The organism is Segatella baroniae DSM 16972 = JCM 13447, from assembly GCF_000426585.1.
Taxonomy (GTDB): Bacteria; Bacteroidota; Bacteroidia; order Bacteroidales; family Bacteroidaceae; genus Prevotella; species Prevotella baroniae.
In genome coordinates this window covers 74,145-96,416 of sequence record NZ_AUFQ01000012.1, presented here as the reverse complement: position 1 = coordinate 96,416, position 22,272 = coordinate 74,145, and the positions used below count along the sequence as shown (strand labels likewise).

General features: G+C 53.5%; 25 protein-coding genes and 1 riboswitch. Of the genes, 6 read left to right on the top strand and 19 right to left on the bottom strand.

The annotated features are described in order from the left end of the window. Window positions 1-19: 19 nt before the first annotated feature. Genes K334_RS0108795 through K334_RS0108780 form a run of 4 tightly spaced genes read right to left on the bottom strand, consistent with a single transcriptional unit; the run spans window position 20 to window position 3,473 of the window. Window positions 20-1,984, bottom strand: coding sequence for a tetratricopeptide repeat protein (locus K334_RS0108795; RefSeq protein ID WP_027444839.1), 1,965 nt, complete (start codon window positions 1,982-1,984; stop codon window positions 20-22). 2 nt (window positions 1,985-1,986) lie between these two features. After that, entirely contained in the window at window positions 1,987-2,550 is a 564-nt protein-coding gene (gene def / locus K334_RS0108790; protein ID WP_021590257.1) for a peptide deformylase, read from the bottom strand. A gap of 15 nt (window positions 2,551-2,565) precedes the next feature. After that, window positions 2,566-2,985, bottom strand: a complete 420-nt coding sequence (gene ruvX, locus K334_RS0108785) for a Holliday junction resolvase RuvX (RefSeq protein WP_025880658.1) — start codon at window positions 2,983-2,985, stop codon at window positions 2,566-2,568. After that, window positions 2,985-3,473 carry an SPOR domain-containing protein gene (locus K334_RS0108780; RefSeq protein ID WP_021590245.1) on the bottom strand — a complete coding sequence of 163 codons (489 nt, stop codon included), beginning with the start codon at window positions 3,471-3,473 and terminating at the stop codon, window positions 2,985-2,987. Before K334_RS0108780 ends, ruvX begins: the two co-directional genes overlap by 1 nt. A 206-nt stretch (window positions 3,474-3,679) precedes the next feature. Between K334_RS0108780 and K334_RS0108775 the strand changes: the two genes are divergently transcribed. The 3 genes from K334_RS0108775 (at window position 3,680) to K334_RS0108765 (ending at window position 4,610) form a co-directional block, all read left to right on the top strand. After that, the gene (locus K334_RS0108775) at window positions 3,680-3,895 is read left to right on the top strand and encodes a YtxH domain-containing protein (RefSeq protein WP_025880657.1); all 216 of its coding nucleotides are present in this window, start codon (window positions 3,680-3,682) and stop codon (window positions 3,893-3,895) included. Between the two features lie 96 nt (window positions 3,896-3,991). After that, entirely contained in the window at window positions 3,992-4,342 is a 351-nt protein-coding gene (locus tag K334_RS0108770) for a phage holin family protein (RefSeq protein WP_021590161.1), read from the top strand. Between the two features lies 1 nt (window position 4,343). Next, on the top strand, window positions 4,344-4,610 hold the full coding sequence (locus K334_RS0108765; protein WP_025880656.1) for a hypothetical protein: 267 nt from the start codon (window positions 4,344-4,346) through the stop codon (window positions 4,608-4,610). A gap of 195 nt (window positions 4,611-4,805) precedes the next feature. Here K334_RS0108765 and K334_RS0108760 read toward each other — a convergent pair whose 3' ends face one another. The 3 genes from K334_RS0108760 to K334_RS0108750 are packed head-to-tail and all read right to left on the bottom strand — an operon-like array spanning window position 4,806 to window position 7,441. After that, complete coding sequence (locus K334_RS0108760) at window positions 4,806-5,567, bottom strand: MBL fold metallo-hydrolase (protein ID WP_025880655.1); 762 nt, start codon at window positions 5,565-5,567, stop codon at window positions 4,806-4,808. Continuing rightward, window positions 5,564-6,580 (bottom strand): UDP-N-acetylmuramate dehydrogenase, encoded by a 1,017-nt coding sequence (gene murB, locus K334_RS0108755; RefSeq protein ID WP_025880654.1) that lies wholly within the window; start codon window positions 6,578-6,580, stop codon window positions 5,564-5,566. Before murB ends, K334_RS0108760 begins: the two co-directional genes overlap by 4 nt. Before the next feature lie 6 nt (window positions 6,581-6,586). Beyond that, entirely contained in the window at window positions 6,587-7,441 is an 855-nt protein-coding gene (locus K334_RS0108750) for a DUF4348 domain-containing protein (RefSeq protein ID WP_021590279.1), read from the bottom strand. Window positions 7,442-7,614: 173 nt separating this feature from the next. Here K334_RS0108750 and pheS point away from each other — a divergent pair, with 173 nt between their 5' ends. Continuing rightward, window positions 7,615-8,655, top strand: coding sequence for a phenylalanine--tRNA ligase subunit alpha (pheS, locus tag K334_RS0108745; protein WP_021590175.1), 1,041 nt, complete (start codon window positions 7,615-7,617; stop codon window positions 8,653-8,655). 121 nt (window positions 8,656-8,776) lie between these two features. On the opposite strand, the gene K334_RS14830 is transcribed toward pheS, so the two are convergent. Together K334_RS14830 and K334_RS15275 are read right to left on the bottom strand one after the other, a co-directional pair. Then, a complete protein-coding gene (locus tag K334_RS14830) occupies window positions 8,777-8,947 on the bottom strand; it encodes a hypothetical protein (RefSeq protein ID WP_154655583.1) in 171 nt (56 codons plus the stop codon). A gap of 134 nt (window positions 8,948-9,081) precedes the next feature. Then, a complete protein-coding gene (locus K334_RS15275) occupies window positions 9,082-9,300 on the bottom strand; it encodes an acyltransferase (RefSeq protein ID WP_021590204.1) in 219 nt (72 codons plus the stop codon). Between K334_RS15275 and K334_RS15175 the strand changes: the two genes are divergently transcribed. Beyond that, on the top strand, window positions 9,277-9,525 hold the full coding sequence (locus tag K334_RS15175; protein ID WP_211225443.1) for a helix-turn-helix domain-containing protein: 249 nt from the start codon (window positions 9,277-9,279) through the stop codon (window positions 9,523-9,525). The two genes, K334_RS15275 and K334_RS15175, sit on opposite strands and share 24 nt — an antisense overlap. Window positions 9,526-9,538: 13 nt before the next feature. On the opposite strand, the gene K334_RS0108730 is transcribed toward K334_RS15175, so the two are convergent. The 7 genes from K334_RS0108730 to K334_RS0108695 all read right to left on the bottom strand — a co-directional run bounded on the left by K334_RS0108730 (window position 9,539) and on the right by K334_RS0108695 (window position 16,222). Continuing rightward, window positions 9,539-9,847, bottom strand: a complete 309-nt coding sequence (locus tag K334_RS0108730; protein WP_021590167.1) for a helix-turn-helix domain-containing protein — start codon at window positions 9,845-9,847, stop codon at window positions 9,539-9,541. Beyond that, window positions 9,840-10,121, bottom strand: a complete 282-nt coding sequence (locus tag K334_RS13800) for a type II toxin-antitoxin system RelE/ParE family toxin (RefSeq protein WP_306302551.1) — start codon at window positions 10,119-10,121, stop codon at window positions 9,840-9,842. The genes K334_RS0108730 and K334_RS13800 overlap by 8 nt, the downstream gene beginning before the upstream one ends. Window positions 10,122-10,389: 268 nt before the next feature. Then, a complete protein-coding gene (locus K334_RS0108715; RefSeq protein WP_027444838.1) occupies window positions 10,390-10,890 on the bottom strand; it encodes a cob(I)yrinic acid a,c-diamide adenosyltransferase in 501 nt (166 codons plus the stop codon). 60 nt (window positions 10,891-10,950) lie between these two features. Then, window positions 10,951-11,931, bottom strand: a complete 981-nt coding sequence (locus K334_RS0108710; protein WP_036890205.1) for an iron chelate uptake ABC transporter family permease subunit — start codon at window positions 11,929-11,931, stop codon at window positions 10,951-10,953. Between the two features lie 22 nt (window positions 11,932-11,953). After that, window positions 11,954-13,084: an ABC transporter substrate-binding protein gene (locus K334_RS0108705; RefSeq protein ID WP_025880651.1), complete on the bottom strand. Its 1,131-nt coding sequence runs from the start codon at window positions 13,082-13,084 to the stop codon at window positions 11,954-11,956. Between the two features lie 19 nt (window positions 13,085-13,103). Continuing rightward, on the bottom strand, window positions 13,104-14,222 hold the full coding sequence (locus K334_RS0108700; protein WP_027444837.1) for a YncE family protein: 1,119 nt from the start codon (window positions 14,220-14,222) through the stop codon (window positions 13,104-13,106). Window positions 14,223-14,260: 38 nt separating this feature from the next. Further along, on the bottom strand, window positions 14,261-16,222 hold the full coding sequence (locus tag K334_RS0108695; protein WP_051218714.1) for a TonB-dependent receptor: 1,962 nt from the start codon (window positions 16,220-16,222) through the stop codon (window positions 14,261-14,263). 37 nt (window positions 16,223-16,259) lie between these two features. Beyond that, window positions 16,260-16,439, bottom strand: a riboswitch (cobalamin riboswitch). 187 nt (window positions 16,440-16,626) lie between these two features. On the opposite strand from K334_RS0108695, the gene K334_RS0108690 reads away from it, so the two are divergent. After that, window positions 16,627-18,093 carry an SLC13 family permease gene (locus tag K334_RS0108690; RefSeq protein ID WP_025880650.1) on the top strand — a complete coding sequence of 489 codons (1,467 nt, stop codon included), beginning with the start codon at window positions 16,627-16,629 and terminating at the stop codon, window positions 18,091-18,093. Between the two features lie 139 nt (window positions 18,094-18,232). Here K334_RS0108690 and K334_RS0108685 read toward each other — a convergent pair whose 3' ends face one another. From K334_RS0108685 to ffh, 3 genes are all read right to left on the bottom strand, one after another. Continuing rightward, on the bottom strand, window positions 18,233-19,309 hold the full coding sequence (locus tag K334_RS0108685) for an OmpA family protein (protein ID WP_025880649.1): 1,077 nt from the start codon (window positions 19,307-19,309) through the stop codon (window positions 18,233-18,235). A gap of 637 nt (window positions 19,310-19,946) precedes the next feature. Beyond that, entirely contained in the window at window positions 19,947-20,825 is an 879-nt protein-coding gene (gene folD, locus K334_RS0108680; RefSeq protein WP_025880648.1) for a bifunctional methylenetetrahydrofolate dehydrogenase/methenyltetrahydrofolate cyclohydrolase FolD, read from the bottom strand. After that, window positions 20,822-22,153, bottom strand: a complete 1,332-nt coding sequence (gene ffh / locus K334_RS0108675) for a signal recognition particle protein (RefSeq protein ID WP_021590243.1) — start codon at window positions 22,151-22,153, stop codon at window positions 20,822-20,824. The genes folD and ffh overlap by 4 nt, the downstream gene beginning before the upstream one ends. Window positions 22,154-22,272: the final 119 nt, after the last annotated feature.

Genomic DNA, 22,272 nt, shown 5'->3' with positions numbered 1-22,272 from the left:
TGGTCAAAGCCACTCCCCCTTATTTCCCATACCGCTTCAATACGGCATAAGCATTGTAAATGCCCAGTTCGCCGGCCTTGCTCAAGTCGGCCGCCCCTTCCCTCTTCCGTCCGGCTTCGATGCGGCAGACGCCACGGTTGAAATAGGCTTCGGCCAACTTGGGTTCCAAGGCGATGGCGCGGGTGTAGTCGTCTATGGCCTGCTCATAACTCTTCTGCGAGGCATAGACGTTCGCCCTATTATAATAAAGGTAGGGGCTCGAAGGACTCAACCGGATGGCCTTGTCCAAATCGTCGATGACCAAGGCGTTCTTCAACCTGACCTGCTCGGCGCCTCCGGTGAAGCGGCTCAGCTGAAACTGGCAGACGCTGCGCTGCCAATAGGCCAGCACATTGGCGGAATCTTCCTGTAGATAGGTGTCGAAATCGGCCAGGGCTGCGTCCAGATTCTGCACGACGCTGTAGGTGACTGCACGCTGGAAAAGGAGCGGAAGCACGTCGGAAACACGCTTGGCAGCGGCTATCTGGGCCGAGAGATGGTCGATATTGTTGAAATACACACGGCTTTCCTCTTCGGTCAACTGCTTCGGACTGCACGACACGAACAAGGGTTGCACGGGGTGCAGACCGGCATTGAAGTCTTCAACGGCTTTGTCATACATCTGATAGGAATTGACGCCGTTGGCGTAGGAGGTGTAGGAAAGGGCGAAAAGGGGCAGGATTTCCAAGTCGACATTGCGATTCTGAACATGTCCGCGGAACTCGCTCTTGTACTCGTGCTCCACCGTGTTCTCGTCGGCCACGACGATTTGGTTGTACTTTTCCGGGTCGATTTCGCTGCGCTTCCTCACCGCCTGCCTCATGCTCCTCGACCACCGGGGCTGAATGCCCAAGTGCTTGTTCATCTGTGCCTTGAAGATGCGGAACTCGTCCTGCTCCGCCTTGGCCGTCATCCCCAAGCGGCGATAACAGCTGGCTCGATAACTCAACCCTGTCCAGAAGTTCGGAAACTGCTCTATCACCGTGGAATAGTCGCGAATGGCAGCCCTCAGGTCGCCTGTCTTGTCGTGTAGCACGGCCCTGTTGAAGATGGCCATGACGTTCTGAGGCTCCATCCGGATGACATAGTCGAAGTCGGTGATGGCGCGGTTGTCGTCACCCAGCTGCATCCGCAGCAAGCCGCGGTTGTAATGGGCCAGGAAGTTGTTCGGATCCAAGTCCAAGGCCATGTCGTAGTCGGCCATCGCCCCTCGCAGATTGTTCACGTTGAGACGGGCCAAGGCACGGTTGACATAGTTGCCGACGAACTTCGGCTTCAGGTGGATGGCCTTGCCCAGTTCCGTGTCGGCGTCTTTCCAGCGCTTCCGCGCCAGGCTGATGTAGGCCCGGGTGGTCCACGCGTCGGCATTGTAGGGGTCGAGTGCCAGGCTCTTGTCGAGCCACTTCACCGCCGTCAGGGTGTCTTTCTCTTGCAGGTAGGCCTCCGAATTGAGGGTATAGGCCTGCGACATCTTTCCCCATTTGCCCACAATCGTATCGATGTCAAGGTGCAACTGGCGATAGTCTTTCATGTTCAACCGGCAGATGGCACGGTTGAACCAGAAGTTTCGGTTGGTGGGATTCAGCTTGATGGCCTCCGAATAGTCTTTGACAGCCGACTCGTATTTGTTCTGTCGGATTCTCGAAATGGCCCGGAGGTCATAGAGTTGGTCTACGAAAGGATTGAGACGGATGGCTTCCGTGGCATCGCCTTCAGCCCCAGAGAAGTCATCGAGATAGAACTTGGCGGCCGCCCGGTATTGCCAAGGCTGGTAGATGTAAGGCTTCAGTTCGATGATGCGGTTGAAATATTGTATCGAAAGCACGTAATCGTCATAGCTCAAAGCAATTTGACCGCTTGTCAACAGACGGTCAATATTATACTGTGCCCGGGCGCCGATGGCCGCCACGAGCAAGAAGCCTATTAAAAACGCCTTACGACTCAATGCTATTTCCTTACGACTTTCGTGCGATAACTGCAACGGAACTTGCCTTGCAAGATTGATTTGAGCTTGTTCTTGATAAGTTGCTTGCGCAATGGCGACAACCGGTCTACGAACATGTTACCTTCCAGGTGGTCGAATTCATGCTGCATGACACGCGCCAGATAACCTTCCACCCACTCGTCGTGCTCCTGAAAGTCGGCGTCGCGATAGACCACGTGTATCCGGCTCGGCCGATCGACCACCTCATGAATGCCGGGTATGGAGAGGCAGCCCTCTTCCATAGGCTCTTTCTTCGACTTCTCGTCCACCTCCACGATGTGCGCATTGATGAAAGCCTTGCGAAAGCCCTTGTATTCGGGCAGGTCTTCGCTCAACACATCCAGGTCGATGACCACCACACGGATGGCCTTGCCTATCTGCGGAGCCGCCAACCCCACCCCTTCACTGGCCGTAAGCGTCTCGAACATGTCGCTTATCAGCTCTTGAAGACCGGGGTAATCGGTCGGAATGTCTTGGGCAACCTTTCTCAATACAGGCTGCCCATAAGTATAAATAGGTAAAATCATTGTTTTCTCCTTGAATTAAAAGGTTTTTCTCGACGACATCCAGTCTTGCAGAATGATCGTCGCCGAGACTTCATCCACCAACCCCTTGTTCTCGCGCCGCGCCTTCTTCCTGACGCCTCCGTCGATGATGGCCTGGTGTGCCAATGCCGACGTGAAGCGTTCGTCATAATACGTGACGGGAATCTCGGGGTGGAGTTTCTTCCATCTGTTGACAAACGCCTCGACACGCTGCAGATTCTCGCTGGGCAAGCCGTTCATCTGCACAGGCTTGCCTATCACAACGCGCGCTACAGGCTCCTTTGCGATATAATTTTCAAGAAACTCCAATAAGGTGGAAGTGGAAACTGTGGCCAATCCGTTGGCAATGATTTGCAACGGATCGGTCACAGCAAGTCCGGTACGCTTTCGACCGTAATCTATCGAAAGGACACGCATTACTTTTTGAAGATCAGCCAAGCACCTTCGTAGGTACTGCGCAACTGATCGCGGCTGCGTGCCGCATCACTCTTGGAATCAAAAGAGGTCGCCACAACGCGATACATGTTGCGGTCTGCGTTGTAGACGATGGACGGCGTGTAGCCATTGGCTTTCAAAGTGCCCGTCAATCCCTCGGCGTTCGCCTTCAACGAGAAAGACCCCACCACCACGCCGAAGGCCTTGAGTGCCGGACCGGTGATGACACTGAAATTTTCGGAACGCACCACGACATTGTCCGTGTTGTCTATCACTGTGGTCTGCGTTGCCGGACGGGTCTCCAACGGGGTTACGACGGGTGTCGGTGTCTCGACCTGCGGCTCTGCGTTTCTTGCCTCCTGCGCCTTCGCCTTGTCGTAAGCTTTCTTATAAGCGCTTTCCGATGAGCGACAACTTACAAACGTCAAAGCCAGGCACAAGCCTGCGCAAGCCAACATGTATTTCTTCATAATCAAATGTTTTATTGGTTTTTACATTCATCTAATTGATGTTGGCGAAATTAATAAATATCTCGTAAAGCGTAAAAAGAACAGCACATAAAGTTTGTTAAATAGCTCAAAGACAATGGTTTTAACAAAAAATAGTAGTAAAAAGATTTGAAATGACAATTCTTTTGCCTACATTTGCGACACGATTCATATTAAATATTGAGCTTATGAAAACATTAGGTTACATCGGTGCTTTTCTTAGTGGCGCCATTGCCGGGACGGCCATCGGACTGCTCCTTGCTCCGGAGAAAGGTGAAGACACACGGCATAAAATCGCAGACGCAGTGGACGACTTCTGCAAGAAGCACGACTTGAAAGTATCTCGCAAGGATGTAGACGACTTGGTGGATGACATCAAGGACGCAACCGACATCGACGAGTAATCCATGACCGCTTGGCTTGGGACAACAACCTGCCGATTGACAGGCTGCCGCCCAATCCAAGCGGCTTCATTTCCTCACCAAAAGGCAATACAGACTTTGTTTTCGAACGACCAGAACATAGAGACCATAGGGCAGTTGATAGAAACCCTTCGGCATTACATCGGGCTTCAGAGCGAGTTCGTGAAGCTCGATGTCGTCGAGAAGATTGTCAGGCTTCTCACAGCCGTGTTGATGATGGGCATATTAAGCCTGCTCCTCATCCTCGTCATCATCTTTCTTTCCCTATCGGCAGTCCACGCATTGTCGGCCATCATGGGCCTCCCTTGCGCATTTCTCGCCATAGCCGGCTGCTACTTGGCCGTCTTCGTGCTCTTCATCATTTTCCGCCGACAATGGATTGAAAAGCCTTTGGTAAGATTACTGGCCGGTATTTTAATGCAGAAATGACATGATGAAGCAACAAACCGACACATCCTTCTCATACAAAGACTTGCACGAGATACGTGTCCGCAAAGAGATGATTCGACGGGAGATACAGACTGACGACGTCAGGATCAAAGCCTTGTGGAACGAACTCTTCCATCCCAGACGGTCGTCCGCCGACACCACCACGCCATCGAAGCGTCTTTCACGCTTCATCAACACCGGCGCGGGGATTCTGGATGGGGCGATTTTGGGATGGAAACTCTATCAGAAATTCAAGAAAATGAGGTAGAAAGCGCACCCGTTTTGGTTAAAATTGCTTTATACAAGTTAATAATAACTATATAATCGATAAATAATGTGGTGCAGAGTTGCATTATAAAGAATAATGTGTAACTTTGCATTGTGTTTTTCATAGTATTAGATTTAAGGTTAACAAGGTTGGAGTACAGCGGTACTCCTTTTTTTATGCCCATTCGCCAACCATCTATACCTCTATCACTTGCCCGTCGTATCCGAACTCAAAGCCCACGGGCAGCCGCTCATTAGCCTCTTTTTGCAAGCCTATATGGTGTGTTACATGGACCAATAGGGTGCGTTTTACATCCAATTCGCGGGCAAATGAGATTGCATCGGCTATGAGTTGATGGCTATGATGCGGCTTTTCCCAGCGCAAGGCATTCACCACCAGTGTCTTCACCCCTGCCAAGCAAGCATATTCAGACGCAGGAATTGTCTTCATATCCGTAATATACGCCAAATCTCCAAAGCGGAATCCCAGAATCGGCAACGCGCCATGCAGCACACGAATCGGAACTACGTCGATGTCGCCAAACGTCAAATGCTGATGAGGCGCAATCTCGTGCAGATTCAACTGTGGCACACCAGGATAGAGATGGTCTGTGAAGCAATAAGGCATCGTGGCCTTCAAGCCAACCACCACTGCCCGTTCGGCATAGATGTCGATATCTCCAAACAGACAGTAAGGGCGCAAGTCGTCGATGCCGGCCACATGGTCGTAATGGATATGGCTCAACAATACAGCGTCAATCTTACGGAAAGGAACGTCCATCAACTGCATCCGGATGTCAGGGCCGCAATCTATCAAGACACGCGTCGACTCCGTCTCCAGCAATGCGGCCGTCCGCATGCGCTTGTCCTTCGGATCCCTGCTCCTGCAAACCTCACAATCGCAGCCCAAGAGGGGCACGCCATGCGACGTTCCTGTTCCCAACAGCGTGAGCTTCATACGATATTGACCTCCGGATAGATCTGAATGCCAAACCGACCATGCACTTCCTGCTGTATCGTCCGGCAGAGGTCAAGCACCTCGCGTCCCGTTGCCTGTCCATAATTCACTAAAACCAAAGCCTGCTTGTCATGCACACCGACATTCCCCACACGCTTTCCTTTCCAGCCACACTGGTCTATCAGCCAGCCGGCGGGCACCTTCACATGGGTTGCATCGACCTCGTAATGGGGCATTTGCGGGCAATCTGCTCGCAGACTTTCATATTGTTCTCTGCCAATGATGGGGTTCATGAAGAAACTCCCTGCGTTTCCCAGGACGTCGGGGTCGGGCAACTTGGCCTGCCTTATGCGGATAATTGTTTCGCGCAACTGCAAGGCTGTGGGCTCCACAATGTGCTCCGCGTCCAAGGCTCCCCTGATATTGCCATAGTCCAAGTGGGGGACAAAAGTCTTGAAAAGGCGATATACGACTGCCGTTATGAGATATTTATCCTTCCATTCATGCTTGAACCGGCTTTGCCGATAGCTGTATTCACATTCCCTCCGCTGCAAGACGACAGCCTTGCCGGTGGCAATCTCCACCGCTTCCACACGTAAAATCAAATCCTTGACTTCTGCGCCGTAAGCCCCGATGTTCTGCACGGCACTGGCACCGACCTCTCCCGGAATCCAGGAAAGGTTCTCCGCGCCATACATCCGATGGCCAATGGCGTAGGCTATCACGTCGTCGAAACGGGTTCCGGCCCAACATTTCAGTTCAACTCCAGCCTCATCCTCCTTCACGACCTCCACCTCAAAGCGTGGTTCGGGCGTCACGACAAGCCCCTGAAAGTCCCGTGTCAACAACAGATTGCTGCCACTGCCTATCAACAGACTGCGGCCACTCTTCCGAATGTCACCTGCCGCAAGGCATGCCTCGTCGACAGTGGCGTAAACAAGGAAGCGGTTGCACGCAGCCGCTATGCCAAACGTGTTGTGCGACTTGAGATTATAATTTTCATACACTTTCATTTCAACCTACATTGAGAGCTTCATCAACTTCCACTGCCCGCCGACGCGTCTGAAAGTAAGTTCCGTTTCCAAGCCGTTCGCAATGCCGCGAATCACGAATATCTTCTGATTGCTCTCCGTATATTTCTGCCCGTAAATGATATTGTAAATCATATCATGCGGCAAACTGGGAGCAAACATGGGCCACTGCTCGGGGGCGAGCGTGCCAGTCATCGTGCTGAAATCGTCATCGGGGTCAGGGCCTGTAAACGACAGCGGGTCGTTGACGCTGCGAATCTGGAAAGCCGAGTCCACCACAAACTCACGATAGAATTTCAAGAACGAAGCGTTCTGGTTCTGATACATGGGCTTGTAGTTGATACTCGTCAACATCCATTGTCCATTGATGCGGTTGAAGAGATACTGTTCAACGGTTTTCAACTTGAAGAAAATCTTCTCGATGACCACATGACTGACACTGGTATCCTTCACCAGGTTCATCTGTTTCCTGCTGTCGAATATCAATGTGTAGAAATCCTGGTGCATGAAGAAGTGTTCCATCTTCCAGTTCGCCCGCTGAATCTGGTGGTCTTTCTTTCCATTCTTGTACACGTCGAGAGGGAAATGAATGCGTTTGCGTTGCAAACTCCTGTTGGCGGCGAAGTTGAAGATAAAGTCGTCGAAGAGTTCGTCGGCCGCCTTAGGCATGGGAGTCTCGGCAATAATGCTTTCCATCGTGTCGACCGACGACGTGTCGGTCAAGCTGTCATGACCCGTGAGAACGGAGTCTACCGGCGACGGCTTCTTATTTGAACAACCAATCGTTGAGAACCCAAGGGAAAGCAATGCTAAAAACAAGAGTAAAACAAATATTTTTCTCATAACATCACCAAAGTAATTGCACGCAAAAGTACAACTTTATTTCCATTGCAACAATAAAGTTTCTTGAAAAAAGGACAGCCGTTCAAAAATATGAACACGCGATTCCACTATATCAATTCTTTTAATTACCTTTGCAAAGCTAATTGATTGGGAATTAAAAGCTTTATATTGACATGTTATTAGAAAAGATTGAATCGTTACTTAAGGAGGTGAGTACGCTGACAGCAGCCAACGCCGAAGAGATAGAGCAGCTTCGCTTGAAGTATCTTAGCAAGAAAGGTGAGATCAACGCCCTCATGGCAGACTTCCGCAATGTGGCGGCCGACCAGAAGAAAACCGTCGGAATGAAAATCAACGAACTGAAGCAGTCCGCCATAGAGAGAATCAATCAGCTCAAGGAAGAGGCTCAAAATGCCGAAAGCCACAGTGACGACATCGACCTGACACGCTCCGCCTACCCCATCGGTCTGGGCACACGTCATCCCATTTCCATTGTTACAAACGAGATTATCGACATATTCTCTCGCATGGGCTTCACACTTTATCAAGGTCCCGAGATAGATGACGACAAGCATGTGTTCACCATGCTCAACTTTGCCGCCGACCATCCGGCCCGCGATATGCAGGACACGTTCTTCATCGAGCGCAGCGATCCCAACGACGTCACCAAGAACGTGCTGCTCCGCAGCCACACTTCGGGCGACGAAGCACACTATATGGAGACGCACGAGCCGCCCATCCGCATCCTGTGCCCGGGCCGCGTATATCGCAACGAGGCCATCAGCGCCCGCGCCCACTGCTTCTTCCACCAGGTGGAAGGGCTCTATGTCGACAAGAACGTCAGCTTCACCGACCTGAAGCAGGTGCTTCTCACCTTCGCCCGCGAGATGTTCGGCCCCGACACCAAGATTCGTTTGCGTCCCAGCTACTTCCCGTTCACCGAGCCCAGTGCCGAAATGGACATTTCCTGCAACATCTGCGGCGGCGAAGGTTGCGGCTTCTGCAAGCACACGGGATGGGTGGAGATTCTCGGTTGCGGCATGGTCGACCCGCACGACCTAGCTGCCTGCGGCATCGACCCCGACGTCTATACGGGCTATGCCTTCGGCATGGGCGTCGAACGCATAACCAACCTGAAGTATCGGGTCAACGATCTCCGGTTGTTCTCCGAGAACGACACCCGCTTCCTCCGAGAGTTTGAGTCGGCTTATTGAACGACCTACCAAGCGAAGTGTAAAGGATAAAGGGTGAAAAACCCGGAATCACGTGGCGAAGAGCCAATGGCGTCACGTGATTCCGGGCTCTTCACCTTTTAGTTTTTACTTTTATTGTTCTTCATTGCCATCCCTGATGGTATCGACCAGCATGGCCGCCCCCCTCCGAACAACTCGTGCACGAGCCTGTCGTATCCTCCGTATAGGGCAACGTGTGGTTGATTCGAAACACCAGCTTCACGTCACGCATCCATACCTTGTAGTCTTCTTCCAAAAAATCGCGAAGATTCACTGTAAAACGCTTTCCTTTCTTCTTTTATATTCTTTCCTCCTGATTTGATTAAACTATGCACAAGCATGGACATTCCCCGCAGGCCGCTCGTTGCGGCACGACTTCATTCCGCTGCCCAAGCCTCCTTTTCCTTTTCATTCGATTGTCTTGACGACCCGGGCGGGCACCCCCGCCACGACCACATTGTCGGGAACGTCTTTCGTCACCACCGATCCACCCGCCACAACGGCGTTTTCGCCGATGGTCACACCGGGCATTACCGTCACACGGCAGCCGAGCCAGGCGTTTTTCTTGATGTGAACGGGCTTGCAGCGCAGCGTGTTGTAGTCATGAAAATCATGGTTTGTGGTCACGATGTATGCCGTTCGTGCAGCGGCCGGCCCGCGTCGGAATGGATCACGGGCTACGCCATGCAAGAAATGCAGCGCATGCTGAAGGATCCGGCCCTCACCCTGACGGAAATCTCCGACCGCATGCGCTTCCCCAACTATCCCAATTTCACCAAATATGCCAAGAGCAACCTCGGCATGTCACCATCGGAATACCGACAACGGCTGGAGAAACGGGCCAGAACATGAAGGTGCCATGGCACTAAAAGATAGAAAGTGAAATCCGTTTTCCCAATCCGGCGAATATACGGAATAATGTTGAGAGCTGCACATCGGCATGTCCGTTCTCAATCCGTGAGATATAGCTTTTCTTCGTGCCGATTTTTGCTGCCAACTGTTCTTGCGTAAGCCCGGATTTCTTGCGCTCTTCCTTCAGTCTTTCCCCAAGAATGAAAGAATCTACTCCTGCTTCAAACTCCATTCTTTCAGGCGTACCTTCTGCACCGAAGTCTTCTGCAATATATTCCTCTATGGAAGTAAGTCCAAGTTGCTTCATTTGTTGCTCATCCATATTGCGTTTCCTCCTTTTTCTTATAATATTCATTCATGATACGTTTTGCCCGTTCGATCTCTCGTTGCGGAGTCTTTTGCGTCTTCTTTTGAAAAGCATTGAAAAGAATCACAAGACAATCTTCATCCATACAACAAAAGATTCTATATATATTACCGCTCTCTTCCACTCTTATCTCAAACAAACCAGGTACCCCCTCCACTCGTTTTAGAAAAGTTACAGGCACCACCTGTAAGGTCATGATATATAAAAACACCTGATAAATCTTGTTCAAAACCCGTCGTGGTTGAACCTTTTAAATTCTTTGAAGTAATCTCCAAAAGCAATGACCTGCCTTACATATTCGCGTTTGGGCATAATTATACCTTTGCAACAAAGGTAACTAATTAGAAAACATCATCCAAATATTTCAACAACGATTTTAAGTTATCATCATCTACAGACTTTTATCTTTTCAAAAGCAGCCTTTTGGGCTTGCAAAAGCTGCCCTTTCAGCGTGTCAAAGAGCAGCTTTTGCAAGCCCAAAAGGCTGCTTCTGCATTTCATCGGCACATCATTTCACATTCTACAGCCAACACGAAGAGGTAGTCGCTCAGGCGGTTGATGAATTGCAGGATGGCGGCGTCCACGGGATAACGTGCGTGCATGGTCCACAACCGACGCTCGGCCGTGCGACATCGGGCACGGGCCACGTGCAGCCAGGCATTCAGCAGCGTCTCACCCGGCACGGAAAAACAGAACTTCCCGTCGACAGCCATGGCGTCGATGTCCTGCTCCAACTGCGTGGTGAGGCCGGTCAGAGCCGTCATGTCGTTCATCCGTGCACCGGCAACGACGCCCATGATGCGCATGACCTGATTCTGAATGGCGTCGATCTGGCCCTTTCGTGGCGACTCGGGCATGGCGGCCTTCACCACACCCAGCACGGCATTCAGCTCGTCGAGCATGCCGTTGGCCTCGATGCGCACGTCATCTTTCACCACATTCTTCTCCCCCATCAGCGAGGTTTGTCCCCCATCGCCGTTTCTTGTATAAACTTTCATACTGATATTCCTTTACTGAAGATTCACATTTTCATTGTCGATACGGCCCCGACCAGCCCCCTACCTCCTTTTCACGACAACATAGATGATGACGGGCGCACCGATGAGCGGCGTCACGGCATTGAGCGGAATGACGCCGGCCCGCCCCGGCAAGGCACAGAGCACGTTGCAGGCGAGTGCCACGGCCATGCCGCAAAGGATGGTGCCGGGCAGAAGCAGCTGGTGGTTGTCGGTGCGCAGCAGCAAGCGGGCCATGTGGGGGACAGCCAGCCCGATGAAGGCGACCGGTCCGCAGAAGGCGGTGACGACGGCGGTCAGCAATCCCGTCACGACGAGCAGCCTGTTGCGCAGTCGTCTGACGTCAAAGCCCAAGTTCTCGGCATATTGCGTGCCGAGCAACAGGGCGTTGAGCGGCTTGACAAGCAGCACGGCGGCCGCAAGTCCCACCACCGTGACCGAGGCAAAGAGCGGCATTTGCGCCATCGACACGCTGCTGAAGTTGCCCATTCCCCACACCATATAACTTCTGACGCCCTCTTCGGTGGCGAAGAAGTTGAGCAGTGAGATGGCGGAATTGGCCAGATAGCCGATCATCAGCCCGACGATGAGCAACATCACGTTGCTGCGCATCACGGATGAAAGGCCGAAGATGACGGCCGTGACGAGCATGGCGCCTGCGAAAGCGGCCAACAAGACGGCCATGAAGCCCGTGAAGGTGACGCCGCCGGCCGTCAGGCTGCCGCCCATGGCCAACATGACGAGGGCCACGCCCAGGCCCGCGCCGCTGTTGATACCGAAGACATCGGGGCCGGCCAGTGGGTTTCGGAAGGCCGTCTGGAGCATGAGTCCGCTCACGGCCATGGCCCCGCCGCCCAACAGAGCCGTGAGTGCTTGGGGCAGGCGCGACTCCAGGATGATGAACCGCCACGACGGATTGCCGCCGGAATGGCCTGTCAGCACGCGAACGACCTCTTCCACGGGGATGCGGACACTGCCCACAACCAGGTTGAGCATGAAAAGCAGCCCGATGACCGCCCCCATCGCCACGCCATATCGTAGTCCTTTATTGCGCACGTAATGGATGATAATAACGTAACGGCCCCTGTTTCAACTCGGGATGGAATATCGCGACCATGTCGCTCAGCACCCTGTCGGGATGAAACGAAGCCTCTTCAAAATAATGATTCCTATTGGTGTCGGCGCCATAAACCCGCCCCGTGCGGAACGCTTTCATGGCCGTGTAGCCGGCATACTCGGCCCGCAGCTCGGCCAAGGTGGCCGGATGGTCGCCATACTTATAGAGCCACACGTCGGACTGGCCCGCGCCGTCGAGCACCTGCTCGAACGACAAGCTCAGGGAACCCATGCTCCGGTCGGCAGAAAAAGCGTATCGCCCACCCGCGTCATGGATGAATCGAGCCATGAAACTGCGTCCGCCGGGCACATACCACACGCCGCCCGTCCGCCGCTCGGTGATGACCGTGGGCCGACGGCGGGTCTTTCGAGCCTTGCCGCACAGTTCCTGATAGTTGCGGCTCACGTCGGCGAACAGCTTCCGCGCCTCTTCCTCCCTGCCATAGAGCATGCCGTAGAAGACCATCCACTCGGCACGGCCCAGCGGCGTGGCCTCCATGTAGTCGGCCGCCTCGACGATGGGAATGCCCATATCGTGCAGTTTGTCGTAGCCCCCGTAGTTCTCGTAGGGCGAAACGACCACAGCCTGGGGCCTGACAGCCACCAGCCGTTCGATGTCGGCGCCCATGCTGCTGCCACAATCGGCCACGCTGCCCTCGGCGGCACGCCGCTGCAGGTCGGGTATCTGAATGTATTTCAGGTCGCATACGCCGCTGATGGCGTCCTCGGCGTGCAGGTCGTAGAGCAGACCGCAGTGCACCGTGGTGAAGACCACGCTGCGTCTGACGGGCGTATAGACCACCGTGCCCTCGGGCAAGGGGCCTGCCGAGGCCGAATCCTGCCGAGAAACGAGCACATAGGTGTGCAGTGTCTTGCCCTCATGCCAAGGGTCGGCAAGCGTCACGAGCGAACAGCGAGGATGTTTGACGATGGTGAGGAGGCGGGCAAAGCGCAGCCGCAACGTGTCTCCCGCCCCCGCAACGGCGCCATTGCGGCCGCCGTTGCACGAGGCGAGAAGGCATAAAGCGGGGAAAAGAAGCGCAAGACAGACTTTTCGCATACATGATTTCCTTTCGGAACTACTCCGTCACCACACGGAAACCGGCATTGAAGAAGATGGCTGTCGGCCCCACGCCCGTCTTGTATTCAGCCAGCTTGGTGCCGGAAGTGTTGTATTGGTACACATAACCATCCGCATTGTAGTCTGCGAAGTTGCCGTCCTTGCTCTTGGGATTGGACATGACGAAGACATCGCCGCGCACCGGGTCTATCTTTACGCCGCAGGGAAACTCCACTTTGTCGGTCAACGCCCAGTCTTTCTTCGCATTTTCGGCCGGAGAAAAAATGGTATAAGACGCTTGCTGACCATAGGGCGCATTGACAATCACGAAGATTCCTTTGAGCACAGCTACGTAGTTAGCATCGGCCACCTTCTCAGAAGTGGATAAACCGTCCTTCAAACGACGCAGATTGCTTTCTGTCAACGGCTTATAATTGGCGTCGTATGTGGCCCAGTCGAGCACGTAGAGCTGGCGGTCGTTGCCGTAGTAGAAGCTCTGGGGATTGTTGAGACCCTTCACATCCTTGGTGATGACGGTGCCGTTGGTGAAGTCTATGATGGAGATATTGCCACCGCCCTTCGCGTAATTGGAGTTGGCAACGAACAGATTGTTGCCTACGACCAGCATGCCCTCGGGATAATTGCCCACCTTGTACTTGGCGGCAAGCTTGAAGGAGATGGTGTCGATGGCCGCAACGTAGCCACCAAAGGTGCTGACATACACCCTGCCGTTGTCGGCCACGACGTGACGGGGCGACTTTCCCTCGGCCGCTCCGAGCAGTTCGGTCGTCTTGATCTGCTTGATACGCTTGAAAGTAGTCTTGTCGAGCACCTCCACCGTATTCTCTTTGTCAACGGCGATATAGATCTTGCCGCCATAGACGAGTCCGTCGTTGGGCGTATTGCCCAGGCTCACGCCGTTGGCAGTCTTGAAAACCTGCTGCGTGGCCTTGTTGGTCTTGTAGTCGATGGCGGTCAGCGAGCCGTCGATATGACTGAATATATTACCGGCATTCACGACAAAAGCGCCTTCGCTGTAGACCTGTATGCCCGCAACGGGCTTGTCGTCCTTGTCACAAGCGGTGAAGAAGGCCGTTGCGGCCACCAACATTGTCAATCTAAAGAATAATTTTTTCATTGTTGTTTTTATTATTTGATGGGTTATGAATATTCCGTTCAGCGGCTCCATTCCCACGCAAGGGTCAGCATGAGCCGCCGGCCGGGCATGGGATAGTGGGCCACAATCTCATATTGCGTGTTGAAAAGGTTCTGCAGGTCGAGCCGCGCGCAGAGGGGTTGGCGGCCGACGGTGAAGCTGCGGTGGAGCGTGGCGCCCACGTCCGTGTAGGCTTTCATGTCGGTGCCCTCGTAATGGTTGTTCGTGGCCCAGGCGCGGCTCACGCCCGTGGCGTTCAGACTGATGTCGAGCCACGGATTCCGCCATCCCATGGCCACGTTGCCGGAGTGCTCCGGCGTGTAGGCTATCTGCCGACCATAGTAGTCGGACTGCCTGTTGGTGCGGTTTGCGGCCCGCAGATAGCTGTAGTTCGCGGCTATGGTCAACGTATGTCGACCACTCAGGCGGCATTCCCAACGTGCGGTGGCGTCCAGACCCAGCATTTCCACCTTGCCCAAGTTGATGTTCTGCCAGATGAACATATTATAAGGTATGGCGATGATTTTGTCGGTCACGTGGTTGAGATAGCCGTCCAGCGTCCATGTGAAATGGCTTCCACGGAGCGTTTTGTCGTAGGTGAACCCCAGATTGAGCTGGTCTGTCGACTCCGGCTTGAGCTCTCTGCTGCCATAATGGGCATAGTAGCTCTCATTGAAGTTGGGCGCCCGGAAAATGTTCTTATAGGAGAGGCGGACGAAAAGCAGTTCGTCGGGCAGCAACCTGTAGGACAACGAAAACGAAGGCGACAGCCTCCGCATGTCGGCGGAGGCCTCCGTGCGCCTGTTGCCATTGAGATGGAGCGAGTGCATCAGGCGGCCGACGGCCGACAACCGCCCCCGTCTGTAGTGGAAAGCGAGCGTCTGCAACCACGAATTGCGGTAAGGCAAGCCGTAAAGATTCCTGCTGCTGTTGAGACTGGCATGGCTGAAGTCGACGGAATAGTCGGTCGACAGCCCATCCGAAGGCTGCCACAGCACGCACATGTTGGCATAGTACTCACGTTGCCAATAGCGGGCGTCGTTCATGCCGTCGGGATAATTGCCGTCCACATAACCGCTTTCGGCCCAATCGGCCTTGGCGTTCCACTTCAACCGCCACTGTTTGCCCGCGACATACTGGTAGGTGAACTGGGCGAAAGCGTTGCGTTCGTGAAGCCGTTCACGATTCAGATTGGTGTAATACCTGACGATACCGGGCAGCAGACGGTCGTTGTCATAATAATACAGCTTGCCGTTCAACTGCCGGCGGTCGGTTTTCAGCATGAAGTTCACTTCTCCATGGCCGCTGTCCATGCGGCTGTTGGTGCGTCGGTCGCTCACGGTCTCAGTGACATTGCGGATGGTGTAGGGGTAACGGTTGTCCGCGTGCAGGTAGTCGAAGGCTGCGGAAAGGGTGAAATGAGGCGTGAAGCGGTGTTGCCAACCGACAAACGGGCTGACGTGGCCGAAGCTTCCGGCCTTGAGTTCGGCCCTGAGCGCAGTCGTGCGATGGGCCTCCGGCTGTTGCAAAGTGTTGATGTTCAAGACTGCGACCCTGCTTCCGTAGCGTGCGGGGACGAAGATGTCACTGCCATCGCCCACCGAAAGCGAGATATCCTTCAGGTTGGTCAGCGAGTAACGCGACAGGTCTATCTGTCCGCTTTGGCCGTCGCCGAGCATGATTCCGTCATAACCCACGCCCGTATGCTGCGCTCCGAAGCCCCTGACGCTCACCGTCTTCATTCCTCCCGCGCCGCCATAGTCCTTCAGGTTGACGCCGGGCAGGCGGTGCATGGCGTCTGCAAAGTCGACAATGCCCAAGCTCTGAAAGCTTTTACGGTCGAGCAACTGCACGACATTGCCGCTCACCACGCTTTCAGCAACGCGACGACGCTCGACGACAACGCCGTTCAGCTGGTGAATCTTGCCGGTGTCGACGGGCAAAGTCAAAGCTCCGCAAATGAACAATGCTGGTAATGACATAGAAAGAATACATATTCCGGCCCTCCTCGGGGCCTGAAACACAAGACGACAATTGGCAGGTCTTCTGACTCCACGGCTCCGGGAGGAGCGTCTTCCCAGGCAAATGCCCAGTGACTTCGGGCTCTCCGACAACGCCGTTTACAGCAGCGGGACTGTGCATGACTCTCACATGCTTCCCTTTTAATCAACGATATGAACCAACCGCACGTGCGAAGTTACGACATTCCCGCATGAAATCCAATGAAAACACGGCTTTTTAACAAAAATATATGATTCTTTCTTTTGTATATAAATCGGAATATACTACCTTTGCCACACCCCAAATACCATTTAGAAAGAAACGGCTTTCCCTGCGGAAGCCATGCGGCATTCCATTGAAAACATCATTCTAAATAACTAAAAACATGCAAGAAACAATTCACAAAGTGCTTTCCGGCGACTTCAACAGGCGCAAAGCACTGATGTTCGCCGTCACGGCGCTCATCACATTGGTTGTCTGGAACTTGCCCATCACCTGCTTTGGGATAGACGGGCTCACCGTAGTCCAGCAACGAGTCATCGCCATCTTCGTCATGGCCGTTCTCCTTTGGTTGACGGAAGCCATCCCCTCATGGGCCACCTCCATCGTCATCATCTTCGTTCTCCTCTTCTGTGTGTCCGATTCGGCATTCAATTTCCTGCAAGGCACAGAGGGGGAATACGGCGAACTGCTCGATTATCAAGGTGTCATGTCGTGCTTTGCCGACCCCACCATCATCCTTTTCCTCGGTGGTTTCATCCTGGCGATTGCCGCAACGAAGAGCGGACTCGACGTCATGATGGCCAAAACACTGATTGCTCCTTTCGGAAAGAAGAGCGAGAACGTGCTTCTGGGCTTCATGCTCATTACGGGTGTCTTCTCGATGTTCATCTCCAACACGGCCACGGCAGCCATGATGCTGACTTTCCTGACGCCCGTGTTCAAGGCATTGCCGGCCAATGGCAAGGGACGCATAGCCCTGACGATGGCCATTCCCATAGGGGCCAACCTCGGCGGCATGGGAACACCCATCGGAACGCCGCCCAATGCCTTTGCATTCAAGGTGCTCAACGACCCTGCCGGCATGAACATGGGAATCAGTTTCGGCCAGTGGATGATGATCATGGCACCGCTGGTGATTGTTCTTTTGCTCATCGCGTGGCGGCTGTTGCTCAAGTTCTTCCCGTTCAGCCAGAAGACAATAGAGCTTAAAATAGAAGGGAACATCTCGCACAACTGGCGCACTGTCGTCGTTGCCGCAACCTTTATTCTGACCATCATCCTGTGGGTGTTCGGCAAGAAGCTGGGTATCAACGCCAATACGGTGGCCATGTTGCCGATCGCCGTCTTCGCTTTCACGGGCGTCATCACGTCCAAGGACCTGCAAGACATCGACTGGGCGGTCATCTGGATGGTCGCCGGCGGCTTTGCGTTGGGCAACGCCATGAACCATACGGGCCTTGCCGCCAACGCCGTGAACAGCATTCCGTTCGGTGATTTCAACCCCATCGTCATCCTGGTCATCAGCGGTTTGGTCTGCTTCGCGCTGAGCAACTTCATCTCCAACACGGCCACGGCGGCCCTGCTGATACCTATCCTGACCGTCGTCTGCGTCGGCATGGGCGACAAACTCGACATGATCGGCGGCACACCGACCGTCTTGATCGGCATTGCCGTGGCCGCAAGCTGCGCCATGTCGCTGCCCATCTCCACACCGCCGAACGCCATCGCCTACTCCACCGGCCTCATCGAGCAGAAGGACATGGCCAAGGTGGGCGTGACGGTAGGCCTCATCGGCCTGGTCATCGGCTACTGCGTATTGATCGTCTTCGGCAAGCTGGGCATTTTCTGATACGCCCCCATCGATGGTCGAGGCCTGTCGAGCCTTGCATGAAGGTCCGGTCAAGCAGACATGAACAAAAAATCCCAGCGCGGTTTGCGCTGGGATTTTTCATTATAATATAAAACTATATTCGCGAAAGCGTGTCGAATCACTTCACGTAAACGACTGCCAAGCGGTTGGAAGTGTTGCCCTGAACACCCTTTCCCGTAGCTTCGTCAACGACAACACCCTTGTCTTGCAGGTACTTGGCCACTACATCGGCGCGAGCCTGTGAGAGTTTGTCGTTGATTTCCTTCGATCCTTCGGGCGAAGCGGTACCTACAATCTGAACGTGCTTGCCGGCTTTCACTTCATCCAAAGCGGCCTTTGCCTCCTTCGTGAGGGCCGACTTGCCCTGAGCGAAGGTCACGAACACGAGGTTCTCAACCTTTACCACCTGGGGTGCGGGGGCTTCCTTGACAACCGTCTTCACCACTTCCTTCGGCTTCTGGGCCAGTTCGTTGCGCAAACTGTTGATCTGTTCGTTCAACGCGTCAATCTCCGACTGGTCGCGAAGCTGGGCAATCGTGAAGTTGTGGGTGCCGTTCGAGTTCTTGAACTTGTAGACGATACCGGCGTTCAGCTGAACGAAGCCGTGGTTTACATTATACTTTACGTTGCCGCCGGCCAGAGAATAAGGATTGGCTACGGCGTCGTTCAGGCCATAGACGATGGCCGGTTCGAGGTAGAACTGCCATGCCTTCTTGGCACCGAGGTTGAAAGCGAAGTCAAGCGCAAGCTTGGAAGTGAGGTTGTTGGTGTGCTTTGCGGCCTTGAACTCTTTGGTGTTGCCGAACAAGTGGCCCCATCCGAGACCGGCAACGGCGCTCACTTCGAAAGCTCTGGGCTCACCCTTGTAGCCACCAAACCAATTGGAAAGATTCACCGTACCCAGCAGACTGGTGTTCAAGAAGCGAACCGCCGTGCCGGTGGACTTCCAGGGTTTGTTGGAGAAATAGGCATTGCTCTCCACAGCCAGGCCGAACACAGGAGTGAGATTGCGGCCCAGACGCACGCCGAAGTTGGGGTTCAAGCCCTTCGTCCATGCGTGACCGGTTGCCTTCGTGGCAAAACCGCCGTTAACTCCAAAATAAACATTGTCCAATGTCTTGCTTTCTGTCACTGTCTGAGCAGAAGCCGAATAGGTCATGGCTGCTGCTGCGAGAAATAAAATCAACTTTTTCATTGTCTCTCTAATACTTTAATTAAACACTAAAAATATCCTAAAATAATTTGAATTACATATAACTGTTGCTCAGAAGTACGGTCAAAATCATCGCGCAGACAAGTGATGACCCCTGTACAAAATTGCTGCAAAGGAATTAAAAAATCTTGGTAACTCCAAAATTTTCTTACAGAAAACTTGTTAAATAATACTTTGGGTGACAAAAAAGCTTAACTTCCAGCCGGCGTTGGCCCGCACAAAACTTGCAATCCACAGCCTCTCCCACGCCCATGTGCCCCGAAACACCGGACGGAAGGGCCTCTCTCGCTTTGCAAGGGCACCGCTTTCAGCTCCTGAAAGGGCTGCTTTCGCAAAGTCAAAGCACTGCTTTCGAATCCTGAAAGGGCTGCTTTTGCAAAGTCAAAGCACTGCTTTCGCAAAGCCAAGGCACCGCTTTGGGGCGGCAGAGGCATACAAAACAGGCCCGCATCACTGCGAGCCTGTTCCAAAATTAGAGAGTTATAAAAAAATCAAGTTATTGTCATTATCGTCTATTGATTGCTTTTTTCCGATGGACTTCCCACTCGTTGGAACCGCAGACGCCTGCAAGACCGTTCCTTCACGTCCGCCAACGCTTTGCTTCCAACAGGCGGCAGCCTCATTGATAAAACTCTTTCTTGCCTGCCGACAATGTATTCTTCATCAAAGAACATATCGTCATCGGCCCGACGCCGCCCGGAACCGGCGTTATGTAGCTGCACTTGGGCGCCACTGCCTCGAAATCGACGTCGCCGCTGAGCCTGAAACCGCTCTTTCGAGATGGGTCGGCGACTCTCGTCGTGCCAACGTCAACAACCACGGTGCCCTCCTTCACCATGTCGGCCGTCACGAAACCGGGTCGCCCTATGGCCGCAATGATGATGTCGGCCTCGCGGCATTCCTCCTTCAAATGGGCTGAATGACTGTGGCAAACGGTCACCGTTGCATCGCCATATTGCTTCTGCATCATCAGCTGCGCCATGGGTTTGCCGACGATATTGCTGCGTCCGAGCACCACACACTTCTTTCCCGAAGTCTGAACGGCATAGTGTTTCAACAGCGTCAGAATGCCGAGTGGCGTCGCGCTGATGAAACAGGGAAGCCCGATCGACATGCGACCGACGTTGATGGGATGGAAACCGTCGACGTCTTTCTTGTAGTCGATCGCCATGATGACCTTCTGTTCGTCGATATGCGTGGGCAAAGGCAGCTGCACGATGAAGCCGTCTACATCCTCATCACGGTTCAGCTTGTCGACACAGGCCAGCAACTCCTCTTCGGTGACATCGCTTTCATAGCGAATCAAGGTGGACTTGAAGCCGCACTGCTCGCAGGCGAGGACCTTGTTCTTCACGTATGTCTCGCTGCCACCATCGTGGCCGACCAGAATCGCCGCCAGATGAGGTTGCTTTCCACCGTTGGCGACAATCTCCTTCACCTCTTCCGCTATCTGCGCCTTTATGGCAGCAGCCGTAGCTTTACCATCGATCAGTGTCATCTTTGCATTCCTTTCATTTGACGCATCATGTTGGCCATGCCGTTGCCGGTCACCATCTTCATCATCTTCCGGGTCTGGTCGAACTGCTTGATGAGGCGGTTCACCTCCTGAATGTTGGTTCCCGACCCCTTAGCAATACGCTGTCGCCGGCTCGTATTGAGCACTTCCGGGTTCATGCGCTCCTTCGGCGTCATGCTCTGGATGATGGCTTCAATGCCTTTAAAGGCGTTGTCATCTATGTCAACGTCCTTGATGGCCTTGCCGACGCCTGGTATCATGCCCGCCAAATCTTTCAGATTGCCCATCTTCTTGATTTGTTGTATCTGGTTCAAGAAGTCGTTGAAGTCGAATTTGTTCTTCAATATTTTCTTCTGAAGCCTGCGGGCTTCCTCCTCGTCGAACTGCTCCTGCGCGCGTTCCACCAACGAAACGACGTCACCCATGCCCAAGATGCGGTCGGCCATGCGCTCCGGATGGAACACGTCGATGGCCTCCATCTTCTCGCCCGTGCCGATAAACTTGATCGGTTTCGCAACGACGGTACGGATACTCAAGGCCGCTCCGCCCCGCGTATCACCATCGAGCTTGGTCAGAACGACGCCGTCGAAGTCCAATCTGTCGTTGAACTCCTTGGCCGTATTGACCGCGTCCTGGCCTGTCATGGCGTCGACGACGAACAAAGTCTCGTGCGGTTGGACGGCATTCTTCAAGTTGGAGATCTCCGTCATCATCTCTTCATCCACGGCCAAACGGCCCGCCGTATCGACGATGACTACGTCGTTGCCCTTTGCTTTGGCCTGTTGGATGGCGTGTTTGGCAATCTCCACGACGTCCGTGCTGCCCGGTTCGGCATACACTTCCACACCGACCTGCTCGCCAACGACCTTCAACTGCTCGACAGCCGCGGGACGATAGACGTCGCAAGCCACCAACAAAGGATTCTTGTTTCTTTTCTTTTTAAGAAGGTTTGCAAGCTTTCCACTGAACGTTGTCTTACCCGAACCTTGCAAACCGCTCATGAGTATAATCGAAGGATGGCCGTCAAGACGCAGCGGAACCTCCTCGCCACCCATCAACTGGGCCAACTCGTCGTGAACAATCTTCACCATCAATTGACCCGGTTTCACAGCCGTGAGCACGTTCATGCCCAACGCTTTCTGCTTGACTGCGTCCGTAAAGCCTTTCGCCACCTTGTAGTTGACGTCGGCATCCAGCAACGCACGGCGCACATCCTTTAAGGTTTCGGCAACATTAATCTCCGTAATCTTGCCTTCACCCTTCAATATTTTAAACGACCGCTCTAATCGGTCGCTAAGATTCTCGAACATAATTCAATGTGATTTATGGGAAGTCTCATCTATACTTGTGCAAAATTACACAATTAATGATGAACCACGAAGATGGGATAGGTTATTTAAAGTATTTTAAAAGATGGCCTTTTAGACCC

Bases quoted from the DNA above. Each gene is read 5' to 3' on its own strand.
- K334_RS0108760 (WP_025880655.1), bottom strand. From the start codon at position 5,567: ATGAAGCTCACGCTGTTGGGAACAGGAACGTCGCATGGCGTGCCCCTC.
- folD (WP_025880648.1), bottom strand. From the start codon at position 20,825: ATGACACTGATCGATGGTAAAGCTACGGCTGCTGCCATAAAGGCGCAG.
- K334_RS15175 (WP_211225443.1), top strand. From the start codon at position 9,277: ATGAAAATCATGGTTTGTGGTCACGATGTATGCCGTTCGTGCAGCGGC.
- K334_RS0108750 (WP_021590279.1), bottom strand. From the start codon at position 7,441: ATGAGAAAAATATTTGTTTTACTCTTGTTTTTAGCATTGCTTTCCCTT.
- pheS (WP_021590175.1), top strand. From the start codon at position 7,615: ATGTTATTAGAAAAGATTGAATCGTTACTTAAGGAGGTGAGTACGCTG.
- K334_RS0108695 (WP_051218714.1), bottom strand. From the start codon at position 16,222: ATGTCATTACCAGCATTGTTCATTTGCGGAGCTTTGACTTTGCCCGTC.
- ffh (WP_021590243.1), bottom strand. From the start codon at position 22,153: ATGTTCGAGAATCTTAGCGACCGATTAGAGCGGTCGTTTAAAATATTG.
- K334_RS0108705 (WP_025880651.1), bottom strand. From the start codon at position 13,084: ATGCGAAAAGTCTGTCTTGCGCTTCTTTTCCCCGCTTTATGCCTTCTC.
- K334_RS0108685 (WP_025880649.1), bottom strand. From the start codon at position 19,309: ATGAAAAAGTTGATTTTATTTCTCGCAGCAGCAGCCATGACCTATTCG.
- murB (WP_025880654.1), bottom strand. From the start codon at position 6,580: ATGAAAGTGTATGAAAATTATAATCTCAAGTCGCACAACACGTTTGGC.
- K334_RS0108690 (WP_025880650.1), top strand. From the start codon at position 16,627: ATGCAAGAAACAATTCACAAAGTGCTTTCCGGCGACTTCAACAGGCGC.
- K334_RS0108780 (WP_021590245.1), bottom strand. From the start codon at position 3,473: ATGAAGAAATACATGTTGGCTTGCGCAGGCTTGTGCCTGGCTTTGACG.
- ruvX (WP_025880658.1), bottom strand. From the start codon at position 2,985: ATGCGTGTCCTTTCGATAGATTACGGTCGAAAGCGTACCGGACTTGCT.
- K334_RS0108730 (WP_021590167.1), bottom strand. From the start codon at position 9,847: ATGGATGAGCAACAAATGAAGCAACTTGGACTTACTTCCATAGAGGAA.
- K334_RS0108715 (WP_027444838.1), bottom strand. From the start codon at position 10,890: ATGAAAGTTTATACAAGAAACGGCGATGGGGGACAAACCTCGCTGATG.
- K334_RS0108765 (WP_025880656.1), top strand. From the start codon at position 4,344: ATGATGAAGCAACAAACCGACACATCCTTCTCATACAAAGACTTGCAC.
- K334_RS0108710 (WP_036890205.1), bottom strand. From the start codon at position 11,931: ATGGGGGCGGTCATCGGGCTGCTTTTCATGCTCAACCTGGTTGTGGGC.
- def (WP_021590257.1), bottom strand. From the start codon at position 2,550: ATGATTTTACCTATTTATACTTATGGGCAGCCTGTATTGAGAAAGGTT.
- K334_RS0108700 (WP_027444837.1), bottom strand. From the start codon at position 14,222: ATGAAAAAATTATTCTTTAGATTGACAATGTTGGTGGCCGCAACGGCC.
- K334_RS0108775 (WP_025880657.1), top strand. From the start codon at position 3,680: ATGAAAACATTAGGTTACATCGGTGCTTTTCTTAGTGGCGCCATTGCC.